An 18,849-nucleotide genomic window follows, 5' to 3' on the forward strand; every position below is an offset into this window, starting at 1 on the left:
TATAAACAAAAATGAAGCTGGATTATTCCAACTTCATTTTTGTTTATTTTGAAAACGCCATTCAAAACGTTTTTGATCATAAATAGGATAGAGAAGATTTAAAAGCCCATATCCTAGAGTGAAGCCAGCTATCACATCAGTTGGGTAATGAACACCTAGGTAAATCCGAGAAAGTCCAACGAGTAAGATAGTCAATTCTAAAATGATTTGAAGGACTAGTTTTAATTGTTGCTGTTTAATTCTTTGACTTAGGATAACAATTAAACTACCGATAATAAGCATAGTCCCTAAGGAATGACCACTTGGAAATGAAAATCCTCCTGCATGAACAAGGTGTTCGAGACTAGGCCTAGGACGTTGGTAGATGTTTTTGAACCCTGCAATGACGATAGCAGCTAAAATCCCGCTGATAGCTACAAATCCACTTTCTGCATACCATTTTTGGTTCAGTAACAATGCAAAAGTGATGATCACAAGGGCAATCTGTGTTGATGCATTGCCAATAAACGTAATTGCTGAAAAAAAGTGAGTCGCTAGTTGTGGTAACTGTCCTCGAATAGTAGATTGAATAGAGCTGTCAAATCCAGTAAGAACTTCAGGATAGAATTTAACAACATAGCCCAACATGACGAAAACTAGAATAGCAAAACTAGCTTTCACAAAATAAGTTTGTTTTTGTTTCATGTATTGATTATAACATAATCATTTATAATTTTGTAATTAATGGTTTCATTGTAAGATGAACAAGATAGAAAGAAATTGCGAAGATAGTTCCTTCAGCAATGTTAAATGGAATAACCATGGCAAAAATATATTTTGATAGACCAATAAATTTGTTGATGTCAAAGTTTGCAAAGGCTGCATAGGCTGGTACTGCATAGAAGATATTTAGTACAACCATTACGAGTGTTAGAAGTAAGGTTCCAATAATTGAAGCGATGACATAATTTTTTAGGCTCTGCTCTTTTTTCCAAAGAAAGGCCAAGGTAGTGATAAATACACCAAGGGCCATAATGTTCATTGGAATACCGATGAGTGTAGTAGGACCACTATTGTTGAGAATCAATGTTAAAACACTTCGTAGAATAAGAGCTAGCCAAGCACTTTTAAGATCAAAGACTAGCATAACAACTAGAAGTGGTAAAATTGAAAAATCAATTTTTAAAAAATCTGCTCCTGGAATCAGTGGAAACTGTACATACAGAAGTAAGAATGACAGTGCAGATAAAATGGCGATATACACCAAACGACGCGTTTGCTTTGCCTGTGTAGACATAAAAAATTCCTCCAAATTTTACAATTTGAAAGAAGTTCCAAGTATTTTTGCACCCAAAAAGTAGCACAAAAAGCATTGGTCTTCTCCCATCCAGACTTTACTGTCGGTTGTGGAATCGCACCACATCAGCTTGCGCTCACGGACTTCAAACAATCTCTTTTTCTCTCATAGGTTATTAGCTTATCTCGATATACTCATCGCTAACTAGTTTCAAGGAAAATAGTTGTGCTTGTCACCGCCGGTCGGGAATCACACCCTGCCCTGAAGACAATTTCATCATAACAAAAAAGTCTTAACATTGCAAGACTTTTCACGTAAAATAACTAATTAGTGTTTTTGAAAGTTGGTATCACTATTTTGCCAGCCACAAGGAAGGGAATTACCTTGAAATATGGTTACAAATGCTAATTATTTGAGTTTATCTTTCGCATAGGTATGGGTCAATTCAAGTCCTGAAAATTGTTGTTGGCGAAGAGCTTCGTAGACAATCATACAAACCGTATTAGAAACGTTGAGGCTTCTGACGTGTTCATCATTCATAGGAATACGGATAGCTTTTTCAGGATTTTTTCTCATGAATTCTTCTGGAAGTCCTGTATCTTCACGACCAAACATGAAATAATGCGTTAGTCCATCGTTATAACTCTCATCTGAGTAGGTTTTATTTGCAAATTTGGTGACTAAATGAAGTTTAGAAGCGTTAGCCATTTTTTCTAAAAACTCCTCTAATGAATCGTAGTAATGGACGTCAAGCTTATCCCAGTAATCAAGTCCAGCTCGCTTCATCTTTTTATCGTCGATAGGAAATCCCATTGGACGGATAATATGTAAAGGAGCATTAGTTGCAGCACAGGTACGGGCAATGTTACCAGTATTTTGTGGAATTTGTGGTTGAAAAAGAACGATGTGATTAGTCATAATTTTCTCCAAGTACAAAAAATACCAGGTTACCCGGAGTTTAGTCTCGGCAGATAACCTGGTTATGGCGACTCATTAACTTAACTCATAACAGGTTTGAGTTAAACCAACGAATTCTTGTTTTCTAGTATAGCACTTTAGCAAGAGATGTCAACGGTTTTAGCTTATTTTAAGAAAAAAGTTGTTGAAGTTATTGAAAATAGTTGAATTTTTTTTTGAAAAATTTGAAAATATATTGATAATCCAGTTTTGAATGTTGAAAGACAAGGTTTTATGATAAAATAATCTTATTACATATTTAGGAGGAATGACATGTCAGAAAATCGTAGTCATTTAGACGAAAAGTATACTTGGGATTTATCCACTATTTTCCCAACAGATAGTGCTTGGGAAGAGGAACTAACTTCCTTAACTGGCGAAGTAGAAGTTGCTAAAGGATTGGCTGGTCATCTTTTGGACAGCAGTGCTAGTCTTTTTAATACAACAGAAACTTATATGGGGCTTTTGCGTCGTTTAGAGAAGCTCTATGTTTATGCCTCTATGAAAAATGACGAGGATACTACTGTAGCCTATTACCAAGAGCTTCAGGCTAAAGCAGGCGCTCTCTATGCGAAACTCAGTGAAACCTTTGCTTTCTACGAACCTGAATTTATGGCTTTATCTGAAGAAGCCTATGCTGAATTTTTAAAAGAAACGCCAGAACTCGAACTTTACAACCATCACTTTGAGCGCCTTTTCAAAACAAGAGAGCATGTGTTGTCACAAGAAGCGGAAGAATTATTAGCTGGAGCTCAAGAAATTTTCTCAGGTGCTAGCGAAACTTTCTCTGTTCTTGATAATGCGGATATTGCCTTTCCTTGGGTAACAAATGATAAGGGTGAGGTTGAAGAATTGACGCACGGTAATTACATCAGTTTGATGGAATCAAAAAATCGTGACGTTCGCCAAGGTGCTTATGAAGCAATGTATGGAACTTACGAGCAATTCCAGCACACTTATGCGAAAACACTTCAAACAAATGTTAAAGTTCATAACTTTAAAGCCAAAGTGCGCCGTTTCAAATCTGCGCGTGAAGCAGCGATGTCTAACAATTTTATTCCAGAAGCAGTTTATGATACTCTTCTTGAGGCAGTAAATGCCCATTTGCCACTCTTACATCGTTACGTTAAATTACGTCAAAAAGTTCTTGGTTTAGACGATTTGAAAATGTATGACATGTACACAGCGCTTTCAGAAGTGGATATGGCTATTACTTATGATGAGGCTTTGGTAAAAGCAGAGCAGGTTCTATCAGTTTTGGGAGAAGATTATGCTGCGCGTGTGAAACGTGCCTTTACAGAGCGTTGGATTGATGTTCATGTTAATAAAGGAAAACGTTCAGGTGCTTATTCAGGTGGTTCATATGATACCAATGCCTTTATGCTATTGAACTGGCAAGATACACTTGATAATCTCTATACACTTGTCCATGAAACAGGACACAGTATGCATTCGGCTTATACTCGTGAAAACCAACCATACGTTTACGGTGATTACAGTATTTTCTTAGCGGAGATTGCTTCAACAACTAACGAAAACATCATGACAGAAGCTTTATTGGCAGAAGTTGAGGATGATAAACAACGCTTTGCCATTTTAAATCACTACCTTGATGGTTTCAGAGGAACAATCTTCCGTCAAACACAATTTGCTGAATTTGAACACGCTATTCATGTGGCTGATCAAAAAGGTGACGTATTAACAAGTGATTACCTCAATAATCTTTATGCGACTCTTAATGAGAAATATTATGGCATATCAGCGGAAGATAATCCAGAAATTCAATATGAGTGGGCTCGTATTCCACACTTCTACTATAATTATTATGTTTATCAGTATGCAACAGGATTTGCGGCTGCCAACTTCTTAGCAGATAAAATTGTTCACGGTACGCAAGAAGATAAGGATAAATACCTTGACTACCTCAAAGCAGGTAATTCAGACTATGCCCTTAATGTGATTGCAAAAGCAGGTGTTGATATGACACAAGTTGACTACCTCAACGCAGCTTTCAAAGTCTTTGAAGAACGCTTGACTGAACTTGAAGCCTTAGTTGAAAAAGGGGTTCATTTATAATATAAAGATTTGTACACCCCTCTAAATAAGGGAGCATAGATCGAAAAATGTATGTAGCTTTTTTTGGTACTCAAAAAGCCCCATAATCTCCATAGTGGAGTTACCCATTACAGAAATTATAGAGCCATAAAAACGAACAAAGATGCTCTTTCAATGTATAGGAGATAATCTTTGTTCGTTTTCGGTTTTATTTATACGAAAACTTCAAAAAGCCCTCACTAAGAGTATAGCACTTAGCGAGGGCTTTGCCTATTGGTTTTCATTGTTTTGTGGGTGTGGGCTCCGCCATCGTGATGGTTTGTCTCGGTCTTTTTTACATTATTTTTGTGATTTGGTGATAGATTAAGAACCATTTTTCATGCCGTCTCCAGAGGCTAGTGTGTTGATGATTTTCTAATTGATAAGTGATTAGCTTTGTTTTTTGACTAATAGAAGTTACTTTGAAATATTGGAAGTTGTTGAGATAATGTTTATCTTGTTTGATGACGTCTTCTTTTGTTAAATGGTTTCCATCGCTGTCAATCATGCTAAAATTGTCGGAGAGGTATTCTTCATAATCTGGGATTTTTGATAGGATAATTTTTTCGTTTTTGTAGAGTTTATGATAAACATTTTCAAAAATTTCATCCTCTGGAATTGGTGCGGGTTCAACGTGAATATCAATGTCGTAGACTTCAAAACGTTCACGTAAAAGATTTTCTACTTGTTCGGTGATTTCATGACTTTCATAAACGGAGAGATCTGGGTTCATTTCAAGGATGATATCTAGGTAAATATTACTACCATAGGTTCGACCTCGTTGTGATTTGACCGCATAAATTTTAGGAATTTCTAAGATAGCTTTCTCGTAAGCTTTTAGATGTTTGTCATCAAAACCGTCAGATAGGCTAAAGGTGGCCTCAATAAAGATATCGTAGGCTGTTTTCAAGATAAAATAAGCAATGAGTAAGGCGAAGAGATTGTCAAGCCAAACGAGATGAAAAGAACTTGCTACGATAGCAAAAGAGGTACCGATGGACGTTACGGCATCTGAAAGGTTATCTTTAGCAGAAGCTGCTAGTGCAGATGATTGGACTTTTTTTGATAATCTTTTATTGTAAAGGTACACACCGTACATGACTATCCCCGATAAGATTCCAATAATAGCACCTTCTAAGTTAATAGCAGAGCTTTGGCCAGAAAGAATTTTTCTAATCGTTTGAAGCAATACTTGAAATCCAACAGTGAACATGATGAATGAAGTCATTAGACTAGAGAGATCTTCAATTTTCCAGTGTCCAAATTTATGATCGTTATCTGCCGGACGGCTTGCTAAGTGAAGTCCGATAAGTAAAGCAAGGTTTCCAACAATATCAGAAAGATTGTTAAAACCATCCGCGATAAGAGAACTTGAATTGAGCAAATAACCTGATACGAGCTTCGTAGTGGTTAATATCAGATAGGCTGTAATAGAAACAATGGGGCCACGCTTAGCCAGTTGAAGTTTTTCAAGTGCAGTTGTCATAATCCCTCCCAAATCATAATGTCTAAGTATTATAGCACATGATTTGTTAGGTGTAAAAGAGTGTGTCGTAGAAAATCATGGTTACTTAGTTGAGTCTGGATATATCGTATTTGATAGATTTACTCTGTTTCTAGTCTAAACCGTTTTCTTCTTGAGAGAAGATTTATTTAACACAAAAACTGAGCTATTTTATCTCAAACGTTTTGAAAAAGTCACTAGTATTAGACATTTAAAGAGATAATATCTTTTCTTTTTTATATTTTGTTGTTCAAACTGTTTTAAGTATCTATTTGATATTCTTTTAAAATCAAAATTAGATGTTTAGATCCAATTTTTTTAGAAGGAAGCACTAAAAGAAATTTTTGAATTTGACTGAGTTTAGTTTATAGTTTATCAAAATAGGCTCTGCTTTCTTTGATAATGACCGGTGACAGGGCTAAGAGTGCGATCAAGTTAGGAATAGCCATTAGCCCATTTACGATATCAGCAATCGTCCAAACGATGTGAAGGCTGAGAAAACCACCCAGTGCAACCATAAGAACGAAAATAATACGGTAAATACGGATATGTTTTGTTCCAAATAAAAACTCAAAACATCGCTCACCATAATAAGACCAGCCAAGAATAGTAGTGAAAGCGAAGAGAACAAGTGAAATAGTTAATACAAAACTTCCGATAGAGCTGAATGTTCCATTAAAAGCAGCTTGTGTGACATCAGCTCCCTTAAGGGTATCGCTTGTCCAAACCCCTGTAATAAGAATTATTAAACCTGTCAAGGTACAGATAATAATCGTATCAATAAATGTTCCGGTCATAGAAATAAGTCCTTGTTCTACAGGTTCATTCGTTTTAGCAGCGGCCGCTGCAATCGGTGCAGAACCAAGACCAGATTCATTTGAGAAAACTCCACGGGCAATCCCCATTTGCATAGCTTTTTGAACACTAGCACCTAAAAAACCGCCAATTGCAGCAGATTCGGTAAAGGCCGATTCAAGAACCAATCCGATAGTAGGTAAAATGAGATTTAGATTTAAGAGGATGACAGTAATGGCTGCAAGAATATATAAAACTGCCATAAATGGAACAACTTTTTCAGCCACTTTTGAAATGGATTTAATGCCTCCGAAGATAATGAAAGCAACGATGATTGCAATAAAGATGCTGACCATCTGTGGAGCAAGACCAAAACTAGATTTTAGGGAGCCTGTAATTGAATTTACTTGTGAGAAGGTCCCTATTCCAAGCCACGCGACTAAAATACCTGCTAAGGCGAAAAATACAGCGAGTGGTCGCCATTTTTCTCCCATACCATTCAAGATATAGTACATAGGTCCACCAGAGATTTCATCGTTATCATCCTTTGTACGGTATTTGATAGCTAAAAGACCTTCGGCATATTTAGTAGCCATTCCAAAGAAGGCTGCAACCCACATCCAGAAGAGGGCACCTGGTCCGCCTGATTGGATGGCTGTGGCCACTCCAACGATATTTCCTGTACCGACAGTTGCAGCAAGTGCTGTTGCAAGAGCCGCAAAACTTGAAATATCACCGTGGTGTTCTTCATCGTGAACAAAAATTAGACGAAAGGCTTTTGGTAATTTTAAAATTTGTAAAAGACCAAGACGTATTGTAAGGTAGATTCCAGTTCCTACTAAGAGAATAAGAAGTGGTGCTCCCCAAACCAAATTATTAACAGTTGAAAGAATGTTTTCAAGACGTGTGAAAAAAGTAGACATATCAAACTCCTTAAAATATGATGTGATACTCTTTGAAAAATCAAAATGATATCTGATAGACTGTTTTTTATTTATTTTTCGGTGTTAATATTAGTTAAAACACCTATTGAATAGATTACGTTTTTCATGATTCTTTTGAATTTCTTTTGAGTAGGGGCATTTATTTGATAACAATAATAAATGCCAAACACCCACACGGAACACAAAAAGGACTGAGAAAAATCACAGTCCTGGAGGTGGAGAATGTCGCAAAAAATCCTGTTAAAATGGCAATATTCCCTTTTTAACAAGTGCATCATTTTCCTTCTGTCCTTTTACCTGAGAGATTGAGCGAAAAATCGCCTTGCCCCTTCGGTGTTCTGTCTTGCAGAATCTCTCCAGAAGTCCGTCAGTCATCCTGTCCTTGCCCTAAGGCACCTGAGAGTATAATTCCTTCGGTAGATCAAATCTTCTCCAGAATGACGTCAATCGGTTGGTGTTTTATTTAATTGTGCTTATTTTAAGGTATAATGAAGCAAATGTCAAGTGATTTATTGGTAAAAACTATAAAATTCTCTAAAAATGACAATAACGTTCGGAAATAGCTTAGTGGTTTTTCCGTAGCAAATTTGTGACAGTACGGTTAAAGTTTGTTAAACTAAAGAAAAAAGATATGGAGAATCGTTTATGAAATCATATGATATTATCGTGATTGGATTTGGTAAGGCGGGAAAAACGCTTGCTGGGAAAATGGCTGCAATAGGTAAAAAAGTAGCATTGGTTGAGCAAAATGCGGCTAATTACGGTGGAACTTGTATCAATATTGGATGTATTCCAACTAAAACTTTGATACAGGCAGCAGAAAACAATTTAACTTTTGAACAGGCAATGACGCTCAAAGAGACTGTGACGACTCGTCTTCGCAATAAAAATCAGATGGTTTTGGAAAATAGCGGAGCTGATCTCATCAATGCTCATGCTAAATTTATTTCTAACAAAGTGATTGAAGTTTCAGCTGGTGATGAGACAGAGCATTTAACAGCTGAAACCATTATTATCAATACTGGTGCTGTATCAAATGTCTTTCCAATTCCAGGTCTCTTGGAGAGTAAAAATGTGGTTGATAGTACAGGGATTCAAAACTTGCCCGAGCAACCAAAACGGCTTGGTATCATTGGTGGCGGTAATATTGGTCTTGAGTTTGCGTCACTTTATGCTCGTCTAGGTAGCCAAGTTACTGTCTTTGAAAATTCGCCAGTCATTTTGGGGCGTTATGAAGAAGTTGCTGCAAAACTAGCTCAACAGTACCTTGAAGAAGATGGCGTCAGCTTTGTTCTTGGAAGTCAAGTTGAAGCAGTTGCCAACCGTGGTGAAGAAGTGGTTGTTACTGAAAGTGGTAAAGAGTATGTTTTTGATACTGTCATGTATGCTATGGGACGTAAACCAGCTACTGAAGGGTTAGGTCTTGAAAATACTGATATCGTGGTGGCTGACCGTGGTGCAGTACAGGTTGATGACTACTGTGAGACAACTGTTCCAGGGGTCTATGCTGTTGGTGATGTTAATGGTGGACTTCAGTTCACTTACACTTCTCTTGATGATTTCCGAATCGTTTTTGGGAAATTGACTGACTATGGTCATTATAATCTTCAAAGTCGTCAAAATGTGCCAAATTCCCTCTTTATTGAACCAGCTCTATCTCAAGTTGGTTTGACGGAAAAAGCTGCGCAAGAAGCAGGACTACCATACAAAGCCAATGAATTGTTGGTAGCCAATATGCCAAGAGCCCATGTCAATAATGACCTTCGAGGTGTTTATAAAGTGATTGTCAATACTGAAACAAATGAAATTCTAGGAGCAACCCTCTTTGGATCAGGAAGTCATGAAATCATTAACCTCATCAAAATGGCTATGGATAACAAAATTCCATATACTTATCTCAAAAATCAAATCTTCACTCATCCAACTATGGCAGAAAATTTGAATGATGTTTTTAATTTTTAGTTTCTCATTTTGCAGGTGGTAGAAACCAAGGTGTTTCTGCCGCTTTTAAGTCTATGACTAAAAAATGCTATAATGGGTATGACTTTAAGATGAAAAATGGGTTTGGAGGTAGTTAATGTCTAAGCAAAATATCTATGATAATGATACTTTTTTTGAAGGATATCAAGCCATTAGAAAAAATGAACGCAATGCCAACAATCTTTTTGAAATTCCTGCATTGTTTTCCCTGTTACCTGATTTGAAAGGTAAAACTATTCTTGATTTAGGTTGTGGATTCGGTGTCCATTGTCGAAAATTTGCTGAGGCAGGGGCCAATCATGTATTGGGGATTGATATTTCAGAGAAAATGTTAGCAGTAGCTGAAATTGAAAATAGCCATACAAATATCACTTATCTCAACCTACCAATGGAGGATATTGATCAACTGGAGGGGAACTTTGACTTAGTTATCAGTTCTCTGGCTTTTCACTATGTGAAAGATTTTTCGGATTTGATTACTAAAATCTATGATAGACTAAATGATAATGGCTCCCTAGTATTTTCACAGGAACATCCAATCAATACCTGCCATGCAGGTGGTGATCGGTGGACTAGAGATGCTGATGGAAATCGTCTGCATTTGAATTTGGCTCATTACAGCGTCTCAGGAGAACGTGAGTCAGTTTGGTTTGTGGACAATGTTAAAAAGTATCATCGAACATTTTCAGAGATTATAAATATCTTAATATCTGCTGGATTTACTATTGATAAAATGATTGAACCTCTCCCAGAGAATAAGATACTAGAAGAATATCCTGAGTATAGGGATTTACTACATAAGCCCGATTTCTTGGTTGTGAAAGCTCAAAAACTAAAAAAGAAAGATTAAGGTTTAGCTCTGCTATTTTCCCTAAAAAATGGTAAAATAGTAGGGCTTATTTTTGTGAATGGAGAGATTAAAATGGGAAATCCCCTTTTAAATGGAATGAATGATCGTCAGGCGGAAGCGGTAGAGACGACAGAAGGCCCCTTGCTGATTATGGCAGGAGCGGGGTCTGGTAAGACGCGTGTGTTGACGCACCGAATTGCCTACCTCATTGATGAGAAGATGGTTAATCCTTGGAATATTTTGGCCATCACCTTTACCAATAAGGCTGCGCGTGAAATGCGGGAGCGTGCTATGGCTTTAAATCCAGCGACGGCAGACACTTTAATTGCGACTTTCCACAGCATGTGTGTCCGTATTTTGCGTCGTGAAGCCGACCATATTGGCTACAACCGTAACTTTACTATCGTTGATCCGGGTGAGCAACGCACGCTAATGAAACGGATTTTGAAAAATATGAATTTGGATCCGAAAAAATGGAGTGAACGGTCAATTTTGGGGACCATTTCCAATGCCAAAAATGATTTGCTGGATGAAGTGGCCTATGAGCATATGGCTGGGGAGATGTACACTCAGATTGTAGCCAAGTGTTACAAGGCTTATCAAGAAGAATTGCGTCGTAGTGAGGCTATGGACTTTGATGATTTAATCATGATGACGCTTCGCCTTTTCGATAAAAATCCAGATGTTTTGGCTTACTACCAACAACGTTACCAGTATATTCATGTGGATGAATACCAGGATACCAACCATGCCCAGTACCAGTTGGTGAAATTATTAGCTTCTCGTTTCAAAAATATCTGTGTCGTGGGTGATGCGGACCAATCTATCTACGGCTGGCGCGGGGCTGATATGCAAAACATCCTTGATTTTGAAAAGGACTATCCAGAGGCTAAAGTGGTTCTCTTGGAGGAAAACTATCGCTCAACGAAAAAAATCTTGCAAGCGGCAAATGAGGTGATTAGCAATAATAAAAATCGCCGTCCTAAAAAATTATGGACCCAAAATGACGACGGTGAACAATTGGTTTACTATCGTGCTAATGATGAGCGCGATGAGGCAGTATTTGTAGCCTCAACCATCAGCAATATGGTGAGCGAAACAGCTAAAAATTTCAAAGATTTTGCGGTTCTTTATCGTACCAACGCACAATCTCGTACCATTGAGGAAGCTCTCTTGAAATCCAACATTCCATATACCATGGTTGGGGGAACTAAGTTCTATAGCCGTAAGGAAATTCGTGATGTCATTTCTTACCTCAATATCATTGCCAACACGGCAGACAACATTAGTTTTGAACGGATTGTCAATGAACCAAAACGTGGTGTGGGACCAGGAACTCTTGAAAAAATCCGTACCTTTGCCTATGAGCGTGAGCTGAGCTTACTAGATGCGTCGGCTAATATCATGTTATCTTCGATTAAGGGAAAAGCTGCACAGGCGGTCTGGGATTTGGCAAACCTTATTCTCGATTTGCGAGCAGACTTGGATAAATTTTCAGTGACAGAACTAGTTGAAACGGTTCTGGCTAAATCAGGTTACCTAGAAGCCTTACGTCTACAAAACACATTAGAAAGTCAAGCGCGTGTGGAAAATATTGAAGAGTTTCTTTCGGTAACGAAAAACTTTGATGAGAATAATGACGACGGTATTCCTGATGAAACAGGCTTAGACCGTCTTAGCCGTTTCTTGAATGATTTGGCACTGATTGCAGACACAGACGATGGCAATGTGGAGTCGGCAGAGGTGACCCTAATGACTCTCCATGCTGCTAAAGGGTTGGAGTTCCCGGTTGTTTTCTTAATCGGTATGGAAGAAGGGGTCTTTCCCTTATCGCGTACTGCCGAGGAACCAGATGAATTGGAAGAGGAGCGCCGTCTAGCCTATGTTGGTATTACCCGTGCCGAAGAAATTCTCTTTATGACTAACGCCAATACCCGTACCCTCTTTGGTAAGACTAGCTATAACCGTCCAACTCGCTTCCTTCGTGAAATTTCAGATGACTTATTAGCTTATCAAGGTTTGGCACGACCAGCCAATACGTCATTTATGGCAACATCGTCAAATAGCAGTGCAACTCAATTTGGTCAAGGAATGAGCCTCTCACAAGCCATTCAAGCCCGTAAAGCGCAAGCGCAACCACGACAAACAAGTACCGCACAGCCTTTTATCAAAGGAGGCACGCCGTTTGGTAAAACCAATGATAACGCAAGTGCAGACTGGCAAGTTGGTGACATCGCTGTCCACCGTAAGTGGGGAGAAGGCATTGTTCTAGAAGTATCTGGTAGCGGAACAACACAAGAATTGAAAATAAAATTCTCAGAAGTCGGTCTAAAAAAACTGCTAGCTAGTGTGGCGCCTATCACAAAGAAAGGCTAATGATAGCTGTGAAGTGCTACTTTGATACCAGTAAGAAGTAGAGAAATATTGACTTATTTTTAGCGACGTATTGTAAAGTCAAGTGCAACAAGTTTGATACTAAATTTTTATCTGGTAATAGTCTTTATGATCAATTGGTGATGCTTAAGATTAATTGACTATGCTGGAGATGGATAGATATCTGTTATAAATAGTCTTAGAATCAACAATTTAGTAATTTGATGATTCTAGGGCTTTTTGTATTCACCAAATCTTTAGAGAAAATAAAGGTAGAATCAGTAAATTGTATCTATGATTTTTAAATCATCAGACTAATTTTGAAAAAATAGTTCAAAATAGAAAAATATGTTGACAATTCATCTGATGTATTGTAGAATAAAACACGTAAATAAAACGCTTACACAAAAAGCGTTCAGATACTAATTTTTATGGAGGTTTCCAAAATGGAAAAATCATTGGAAAAACGTACCGAAGATGTAACGTATAACCGTGCTAAAGTATGGCAAATTATTCTTTTTGCTATGAACAATACTTCAACAAATATTTATTTAGTTGCTTTTACGTTTGTAACGTATCTATCAACAGGTGTTCTTGGTTTGGCAGCGATATTTGTTAGTCAATTAATGGGCTATATTCGTATTTTTGATGGTTTTATTGATCCAACAATTGGTGTTATCATTGATAAAACAGAAACTGCATTTGGTAAATATCGTCCAATTTTGGTCATTGGTAATCTCATAACTGCTAGTTCACTCTTAATGATGCTTGGGTTGAGTCAAGTTAGTGAGGGATTACGTTTTTCATTGTTTATCCTTGTTTTAATTATTCATAAAATTGGTTACTCACTGCAACAGACGATTACTAAAGCAGGACAAGTTGCGTTGACTAACGATCCGAAACAACGTCCGATTTTTAACATTGTTGATGGTATTGCAACGACAGTGATGTTCTCTGGTAGCCAAATGTATGTATCTGGTACCTTGGTTCCTAAACACGGCGGCTTTACACCAAGTTTCTTCCAAGAGCTTTTCTTAACGGTGATTACTATATCTGCTGTCCTTGGTGTTCTTGCTATTATTGGTATTTGGGAAAAAGATAATAAAAAATATTTTGGTCTTGGAGAAAAAACACAAGAAACAAAATTGCGTGATTACTGGAAAGTTATTAAGGGAAACAAACCACTTCAAGTTCTTTCAATCTCAGCAGCTCTTGTTAAGTTCGTCGCACAATTATTTGGTGACTCAGTTGTAGGTGTAATGCTTTATGGTATTATTTTTGGTAACTATGCTCTATCAGGACAGATGTCATTTCTTGTTATCATTCCAGGAATTATTGTAACAGTAGGTGCTGCACAAATAGCTCGTCGTAAAGGCCTTCGTTTTGCCTATGTAACGGCTCTACAAATTGGGATTATTGGTTTAATTGCTTTTTCTGGTCTTTTAACAATTGCAAAACCTGGTATGCTTGACTTGAAAGCATGGAATCTTTATACAATAGCTTTCTTTATCACCTTCATCATTGCACGTTATGCTTCAACAGCACCATCTAGTCTTGTATTGACCATGGGAGCTGATATTACAGACTACGAAACTTCTGTGTCAGGTCGTTACCTTTCTGGTATGATTGGAACAATCTTCTCTTTGACTGACTCGATTGCTTCATCATTGGCTCCTATGGTAGTTGGTTTCGTACTCGCAGCTATTGGTTTTGGAAAAGAATTTCCAACAGTTGAGACACCTTTTTCAAATGATTTGAAGATGGCATTGATTACTTTATTTGCTATTATTCCAATTGTTGTTCTTTTAGTGTCACTATTCTTGATGAAATTCTATAAACTTGACCGTGAAGAAATGGCACGTATTCAAGAAAAAATTCATGTCATGAAAGCGGCAGATGATGAAGAACGTGTTCGTGCGATTGCGAAAAATGTTCCTCTAACTGATATGGATTACGTTGACGTTACAAAATATAAAGTTGATCAATACGACGAAAAATAAGATAGACAAAAAACATGGCGCTTGTCCATGTTTTTTGTGTCTGTTAGGGAAGATGGTGATTGGTTTTACGATATTGACTTGGTGTCATTTGCTTAAGTTCTTTAAAGACTTTTGAGAAATAATCGCTGGATTGGAAGCCACAGCGTTCAGAAATTTCTAATATTGACAAGTTTTTATTGGAGAGTAATTCACAAGCTTTTTCGATGCGGTATTTCTGGAGATAATCAGACAATGACATGTTGACTTCTTTGTGAAAGAGACTGCTGAGATAATTTTTCGAAATGTGGCAATGCTCTGCTAATTGATTAAGCTTTATATTGCTTTGATAATGTTGGTCAATATAGAGTAAGGCATTTTGAATGATTGGTGAATAGTTAGAGGTATTGCGATAGCTTTTAACTAAATCACAGTAGAAAAAGATAATGGTGTGATCAAAGTTAATGAGGTCATCATTTGATGCAGCTTGCCAAATGGTCTTTGCAATCTGAGAGGATAACTTATCAATGTAGAAAGGTGGGATGTGCTGACTTTCTACGGCCTTGCGGCATAGGGTATTAAAGGTACTAAAACGTAATTTTGTAACTTCTAATAAATTTTCTGAACGTGATTTGAAGGACAGACTATTTTGGAGTGTTTTGAGATAGACTGCTTGTTCGGAATCAGCGTTGGCAACTGCTGTGAGGATATCATTTTCAATAGCGTAGTACCCTTCAATCGTATCGCTATAATGCTTCAAATCTTTTTGCGATTGTGACCTCTCTAAATATTGCTTGGGTAAAATAGAGAGTTTCAGTTTACGATCACTAAGGGTACTAAAAAGGCTTAATAAAATGTAATCAAGGTGTCCTAAGTCGGAAAATATGGTGACTTGCTTTAGAAAAGTATTTTTTTCTTGATTAGTTGTATGTAGTTTTTTAGTGCCAATAGGTCCAACGGTGATATAGGAATCGTCTGTAAGAAAGTAGAAGAGATAGTAGGTTAACCCAAAATGATCTGTGATACGTGCGAGTTGTGTAGGTGTGATAAACCGTTGCAACACAACAATAAATCGGTCATAACCCTTAGCATCATAGAAGGTTTTCCGAAATCCAAAGTCTATGTCTTCAATCGTCGAAAAATGATGTGTCAAGTGATGATAAGGAAGTTTTAATAACTCAAGTGTTTTTTTGAATAATACAATATTATTTTCCATAAAATTACCTCATTAAGGGTATTTTACCATAATATGTTACGATTTATCCGAAAAAAACAATAAGAATGCTAGGATATTAAGAAAAATCAAATTATGACGTATATGGTATGTGGTATCTATTGTCAAAAGAGAATATACTATAAATGTAAACGGATACATAAAAAATTAAGGAGAATACTCAAATGAAAAAATTTGGTATTAAAGATCAAATTGGCTATATCTTTGGGGATTTAGCTGGTAGTATGGTAACCACTTATGTTAGTATGTTCTTTCTAACATTTTGTACCTATGTTTTAGGGATTAGTCCACAATATATGGCTGGTCTCTTCCTATTTGCGAAGGTTTGGGATGCAGTTAATGACCCATTGATTGGTTCTATTCCAGATAAATTTATGATTGGTAAGTCTGGGGATCGCTTTAAACCATATATTAAATTAGCTATGGTCCCATTGGCTCTTTCAGTTTTGATTTGCTTTGCGGATGTTTCTGGATGGACTATGACCAGTAAACAAATCTGGGTAGCCTTTGCTTATCTTTTCTATGATTTGTCTTATACAGGCACTTCAATGCCTTATGGTGCGATGGCTTCAGTTATCACTGATAAATCAGAGGAACGCATGAAGTTGTCACGTGCACGTAGTTTGGGTGGCATCGCAGTCGGCGTCCTTTTCATGCCAATTATTAATATGATGGTTTGGAATGCAGATCGTACACCAAATGTTAAGAATTATTTTCTTGTAGCAGTAGGCGCAGCTGTAGGATCACTTATTTTCTATACTATCATGCTTGCAACAAGCACAGAACGTCTTAAAACACCAAGTTCACAAAAAGCAAAACTCGCTAAAGATTATAGTTTTAAGGAAGTTATGCGTGATGCACTCCGTAACCGTCCTTTATTTGGTATTATGTTAACAACAATTGGTGGTTTGATTGGTTCTTCAGCAGCTGGTACCCTTTCAATGTATCTTTACAGAGAATATTATCACAACCCACGTATCATGTCTGTCAGTTCATTGGTGAGTTTGCCAATTACAATGCTTTGTTTCTTTGCGGTTCCAAAATTAGCTAAGAAATTTGGTAAAAAGAATATTGTTCTTGTTGGTTTGGGATACAATATGATTTTCTCACTTTGTCTGTACCTTTTCCCAATTAAAGATGCTATGGCCTATCTGATCTTGTCAAATATTGCTTCTGCAGGTTCTCTTGTTTTTATGATTTTAACATGGGCATTTGTAACAGATGTTATTGACTACCAAGAGTTTAAAACAGGTCGTCGTGCAGACGGAACACTTTATTCGATCTATACGTTTAGTCGTAAAATTGGTAGCTCATTATCAAGTACATTGATGACTTTCTTGCTAGGTGTTATTGGTTTTGTATCTGGTATACCTGAACAAGCTCCAGGCGTTGGTGATGGTATTCGTACATTGGTAACATTGGCACCGGTTCTTGCTTGTGTGATTCAGTTTATTGGTATGGGACTAATCTACAATTTGACTCGTGAGAAAACAGAGATTATTCATGACGAGTTAGCATCTCGTAAAGCGAGTAAAGAGGTAGTTTAATGGAAATGAAAACTATTAAAATAAAAACAAATTGTGGTGACTTACTAGGTATTTCTGAAGATGGTGTTCGCTGTTTTCTAGGAATTCCTTATGCTAAAGCAAAACGTTTTGAATTACCAACAGAAATGATTCATTGGGAAGGTGAATATAACGCTACAGATTTTGGTACAGCCTGTGTTCAACGACGAACATTTGCACCGGAGGTAGACGATTCTTTCTACTATAATGAATTTCGCAAAGGACTATCATTTAACTATAGTGAAGATTGCCAGTTTCTCAATATTTGGACTCCTCAAAATGCTGATAATTGCCCAGTAATATTGTATATCCATGGCGGAGCTTTTCAATCTGGTGCTGGTAATGAATTGCCTTTTGATGGTACGCATTTTGCTAAAAAAGGGATTATATTTGCCACCTGCAATTATCGTTTAGGACCATTAGGTTTTGCAAGTATTGACGATGAAGATGGCAAAAGAGCTAACTTTGGTTTGTATGATCAATTAACTGCCCTTAAATGGTTATCTCATAATATTGTCTCATTTGGAGGTGATCCAGATAACATAACTTTAATGGGGCAGTCTGCCGGTGCTATGAGTATCCAGCAGTTGGTTTGCTCGCCTCTAGCTAAGTCCTATATTTCTAAAGCAATCATGACAAGTGGAGGAGGGCTAGGAAGAGAGTTTGCCAAAGCTCAACCAATCGAAAAGGTAGCTCCTTTTTGGGAATCTGTGAGTGACGCTTTTTCACAAGAGGGAAAAGATTGGTGCACAGTACCTTGTCAGGAACTGTTTGATATGGTAAATGAATTGTTGCCGAAAGATAAAACCGCTATTGATTTTTTATCACCTTGCATTGATAGGAAACTGGTTCCATATAGCTCAGACGAATTGATGACAGCCTTTGCTGAGACTGATATTCCTTACCTTCTTGGGACAACAAAGGATGATATGTTATCGGATACGTTACTTGAAATGGCTTCTTCTTGGAGAAAACGTCGTAATCAGATGGTTTCTAACTCAGCATATCAATTTTATCTCGCTAGAAACCTACCAGGTGATGAGGCAGGGACTTGGCATTCGAGTGATTTGTGGTATACTATTGGCAATTTGGAAAAATGCTGGCGCCCATTTACAGAGTGGGATTATCACATTTCAAATGTGTTACAAAAATATATTATCCAATTTGTGACAACGGGTAATCCTAATTCTCCAGAGCTTCCTAAGTGGGGCAGTGATGATGAGAAAATACTAATCATTGATGATTATACGATAGCTTACACTACGTTAGAAAGGTAAATTAAAGAACCTGTAATGAATTGC

At 37.3% G+C, this 18,849-nt stretch carries 13 protein-coding genes and 2 riboswitches; of the genes, 7 read left to right on the top strand and 6 right to left on the bottom strand.

Going from position 1 to position 18,849, the window contains the following annotated elements:
- Positions 1–33 precede the first annotated feature (33 nt).
- From ACFPQ3_RS05125 to trmL, 3 genes are all read right to left on the bottom strand, one after another.
- A complete protein-coding gene (locus ACFPQ3_RS05125; protein ID WP_156805422.1) occupies positions 34–684 on the bottom strand; it encodes a phosphatase PAP2 family protein in 651 nt (216 codons plus the stop codon).
- Positions 685–706: 22 nt separating this feature from the next.
- Positions 707–1,276: an ECF transporter S component gene (locus ACFPQ3_RS05130; RefSeq protein WP_156805421.1), complete on the bottom strand. Its 570-nt coding sequence runs from the start codon at positions 1,274–1,276 to the stop codon at positions 707–709.
- Positions 1,277–1,350: 74 nt separating this feature from the next.
- Positions 1,351–1,549: riboswitch (FMN riboswitch) on the bottom strand.
- A gap of 135 nt (positions 1,550–1,684) precedes the next feature.
- Complete coding sequence (gene trmL, locus ACFPQ3_RS05135; RefSeq protein WP_156805420.1) at positions 1,685–2,194, bottom strand: tRNA (uridine(34)/cytosine(34)/5-carboxymethylaminomethyluridine(34)-2'-O)-methyltransferase TrmL; 510 nt, start codon at positions 2,192–2,194, stop codon at positions 1,685–1,687.
- A gap of 312 nt (positions 2,195–2,506) precedes the next feature.
- Here trmL and pepF point away from each other — a divergent pair, with 312 nt between their 5' ends.
- The gene (gene pepF / locus ACFPQ3_RS05140) at positions 2,507–4,309 is read left to right on the top strand and encodes an oligoendopeptidase F (RefSeq protein ID WP_156805419.1); all 1,803 of its coding nucleotides are present in this window, start codon (positions 2,507–2,509) and stop codon (positions 4,307–4,309) included.
- 313 nt (positions 4,310–4,622) lie between these two features.
- On the opposite strand, the gene ACFPQ3_RS05145 is transcribed toward pepF, so the two are convergent.
- Positions 4,623–5,813: a cation diffusion facilitator family transporter gene (locus ACFPQ3_RS05145; RefSeq protein WP_156805418.1), complete on the bottom strand. Its 1,191-nt coding sequence runs from the start codon at positions 5,811–5,813 to the stop codon at positions 4,623–4,625.
- A 383-nt stretch (positions 5,814–6,196) separates the two neighbouring features.
- A complete protein-coding gene (locus ACFPQ3_RS05150; protein WP_156805417.1) occupies positions 6,197–7,549 on the bottom strand; it encodes an alanine/glycine:cation symporter family protein in 1,353 nt (450 codons plus the stop codon).
- Between the two features lie 296 nt (positions 7,550–7,845).
- Positions 7,846–7,940, bottom strand: a riboswitch (glycine riboswitch).
- Between the two features lie 275 nt (positions 7,941–8,215).
- Here ACFPQ3_RS05150 and ACFPQ3_RS05155 point away from each other — a divergent pair.
- The 4 genes from ACFPQ3_RS05155 (at position 8,216) to ACFPQ3_RS05170 (ending at position 14,773) form a co-directional block, all read left to right on the top strand.
- Entirely contained in the window at positions 8,216–9,532 is a 1,317-nt protein-coding gene (locus ACFPQ3_RS05155; RefSeq protein WP_156805416.1) for an FAD-containing oxidoreductase, read from the top strand.
- A 115-nt stretch (positions 9,533–9,647) separates the two neighbouring features.
- Complete coding sequence (locus ACFPQ3_RS05160) at positions 9,648–10,400, top strand: class I SAM-dependent methyltransferase (RefSeq protein WP_156805415.1); 753 nt, start codon at positions 9,648–9,650, stop codon at positions 10,398–10,400.
- A 72-nt stretch (positions 10,401–10,472) separates the two neighbouring features.
- Complete coding sequence (pcrA, locus tag ACFPQ3_RS05165; RefSeq protein WP_156805414.1) at positions 10,473–12,776, top strand: DNA helicase PcrA; 2,304 nt, start codon at positions 10,473–10,475, stop codon at positions 12,774–12,776.
- 443 nt (positions 12,777–13,219) lie between these two features.
- Positions 13,220–14,773 carry an MFS transporter gene (locus ACFPQ3_RS05170; RefSeq protein WP_156805413.1) on the top strand — a complete coding sequence of 518 codons (1,554 nt, stop codon included), beginning with the start codon at positions 13,220–13,222 and terminating at the stop codon, positions 14,771–14,773.
- Positions 14,774–14,816: 43 nt separating this feature from the next.
- Here ACFPQ3_RS05170 and ACFPQ3_RS05175 read toward each other — a convergent pair whose 3' ends face one another.
- Positions 14,817–15,965 (bottom strand): helix-turn-helix transcriptional regulator, encoded by a 1,149-nt coding sequence (locus tag ACFPQ3_RS05175; protein WP_156805412.1) that lies wholly within the window; start codon positions 15,963–15,965, stop codon positions 14,817–14,819.
- 182 nt (positions 15,966–16,147) lie between these two features.
- Between ACFPQ3_RS05175 and ACFPQ3_RS05180 the strand changes: the two genes are divergently transcribed.
- Together ACFPQ3_RS05180 and ACFPQ3_RS05185 are read left to right on the top strand one after the other, a co-directional pair.
- Positions 16,148–17,530 carry an MFS transporter gene (locus ACFPQ3_RS05180; protein ID WP_156805411.1) on the top strand — a complete coding sequence of 461 codons (1,383 nt, stop codon included), beginning with the start codon at positions 16,148–16,150 and terminating at the stop codon, positions 17,528–17,530.
- Positions 17,530–18,825 (top strand): carboxylesterase family protein, encoded by a 1,296-nt coding sequence (locus tag ACFPQ3_RS05185; RefSeq protein WP_156805410.1) that lies wholly within the window; start codon positions 17,530–17,532, stop codon positions 18,823–18,825. Before ACFPQ3_RS05180 ends, ACFPQ3_RS05185 begins: the two co-directional genes overlap by 1 nt.
- Positions 18,826–18,849 lie beyond the last annotated feature (24 nt).

Source organism: Streptococcus caledonicus (assembly GCF_042656225.1).
Lineage (GTDB): Bacteria > Bacillota > Bacilli > Lactobacillales > Streptococcaceae > Streptococcus > Streptococcus caledonicus.

Bases quoted from the DNA above. Each gene is read 5' to 3' on its own strand.
- ACFPQ3_RS05125 (WP_156805422.1), bottom strand. From the start codon at position 684: ATGAAACAAAAACAAACTTATTTTGTGAAAGCTAGTTTTGCTATTCTA.
- ACFPQ3_RS05130 (WP_156805421.1), bottom strand. From the start codon at position 1,276: ATGTCTACACAGGCAAAGCAAACGCGTCGTTTGGTGTATATCGCCATT.
- trmL (WP_156805420.1), bottom strand. From the start codon at position 2,194: ATGACTAATCACATCGTTCTTTTTCAACCACAAATTCCACAAAATACT.
- pepF (WP_156805419.1), top strand. From the start codon at position 2,507: ATGTCAGAAAATCGTAGTCATTTAGACGAAAAGTATACTTGGGATTTA.
- ACFPQ3_RS05145 (WP_156805418.1), bottom strand. From the start codon at position 5,813: ATGACAACTGCACTTGAAAAACTTCAACTGGCTAAGCGTGGCCCCATT.
- ACFPQ3_RS05150 (WP_156805417.1), bottom strand. From the start codon at position 7,549: ATGTCTACTTTTTTCACACGTCTTGAAAACATTCTTTCAACTGTTAAT.
- ACFPQ3_RS05155 (WP_156805416.1), top strand. From the start codon at position 8,216: ATGAAATCATATGATATTATCGTGATTGGATTTGGTAAGGCGGGAAAA.
- ACFPQ3_RS05160 (WP_156805415.1), top strand. From the start codon at position 9,648: ATGTCTAAGCAAAATATCTATGATAATGATACTTTTTTTGAAGGATAT.
- pcrA (WP_156805414.1), top strand. From the start codon at position 10,473: ATGGGAAATCCCCTTTTAAATGGAATGAATGATCGTCAGGCGGAAGCG.
- ACFPQ3_RS05170 (WP_156805413.1), top strand. From the start codon at position 13,220: ATGGAAAAATCATTGGAAAAACGTACCGAAGATGTAACGTATAACCGT.
- ACFPQ3_RS05175 (WP_156805412.1), bottom strand. From the start codon at position 15,965: ATGGAAAATAATATTGTATTATTCAAAAAAACACTTGAGTTATTAAAA.
- ACFPQ3_RS05180 (WP_156805411.1), top strand. From the start codon at position 16,148: ATGAAAAAATTTGGTATTAAAGATCAAATTGGCTATATCTTTGGGGAT.
- ACFPQ3_RS05185 (WP_156805410.1), top strand. From the start codon at position 17,530: ATGGAAATGAAAACTATTAAAATAAAAACAAATTGTGGTGACTTACTA.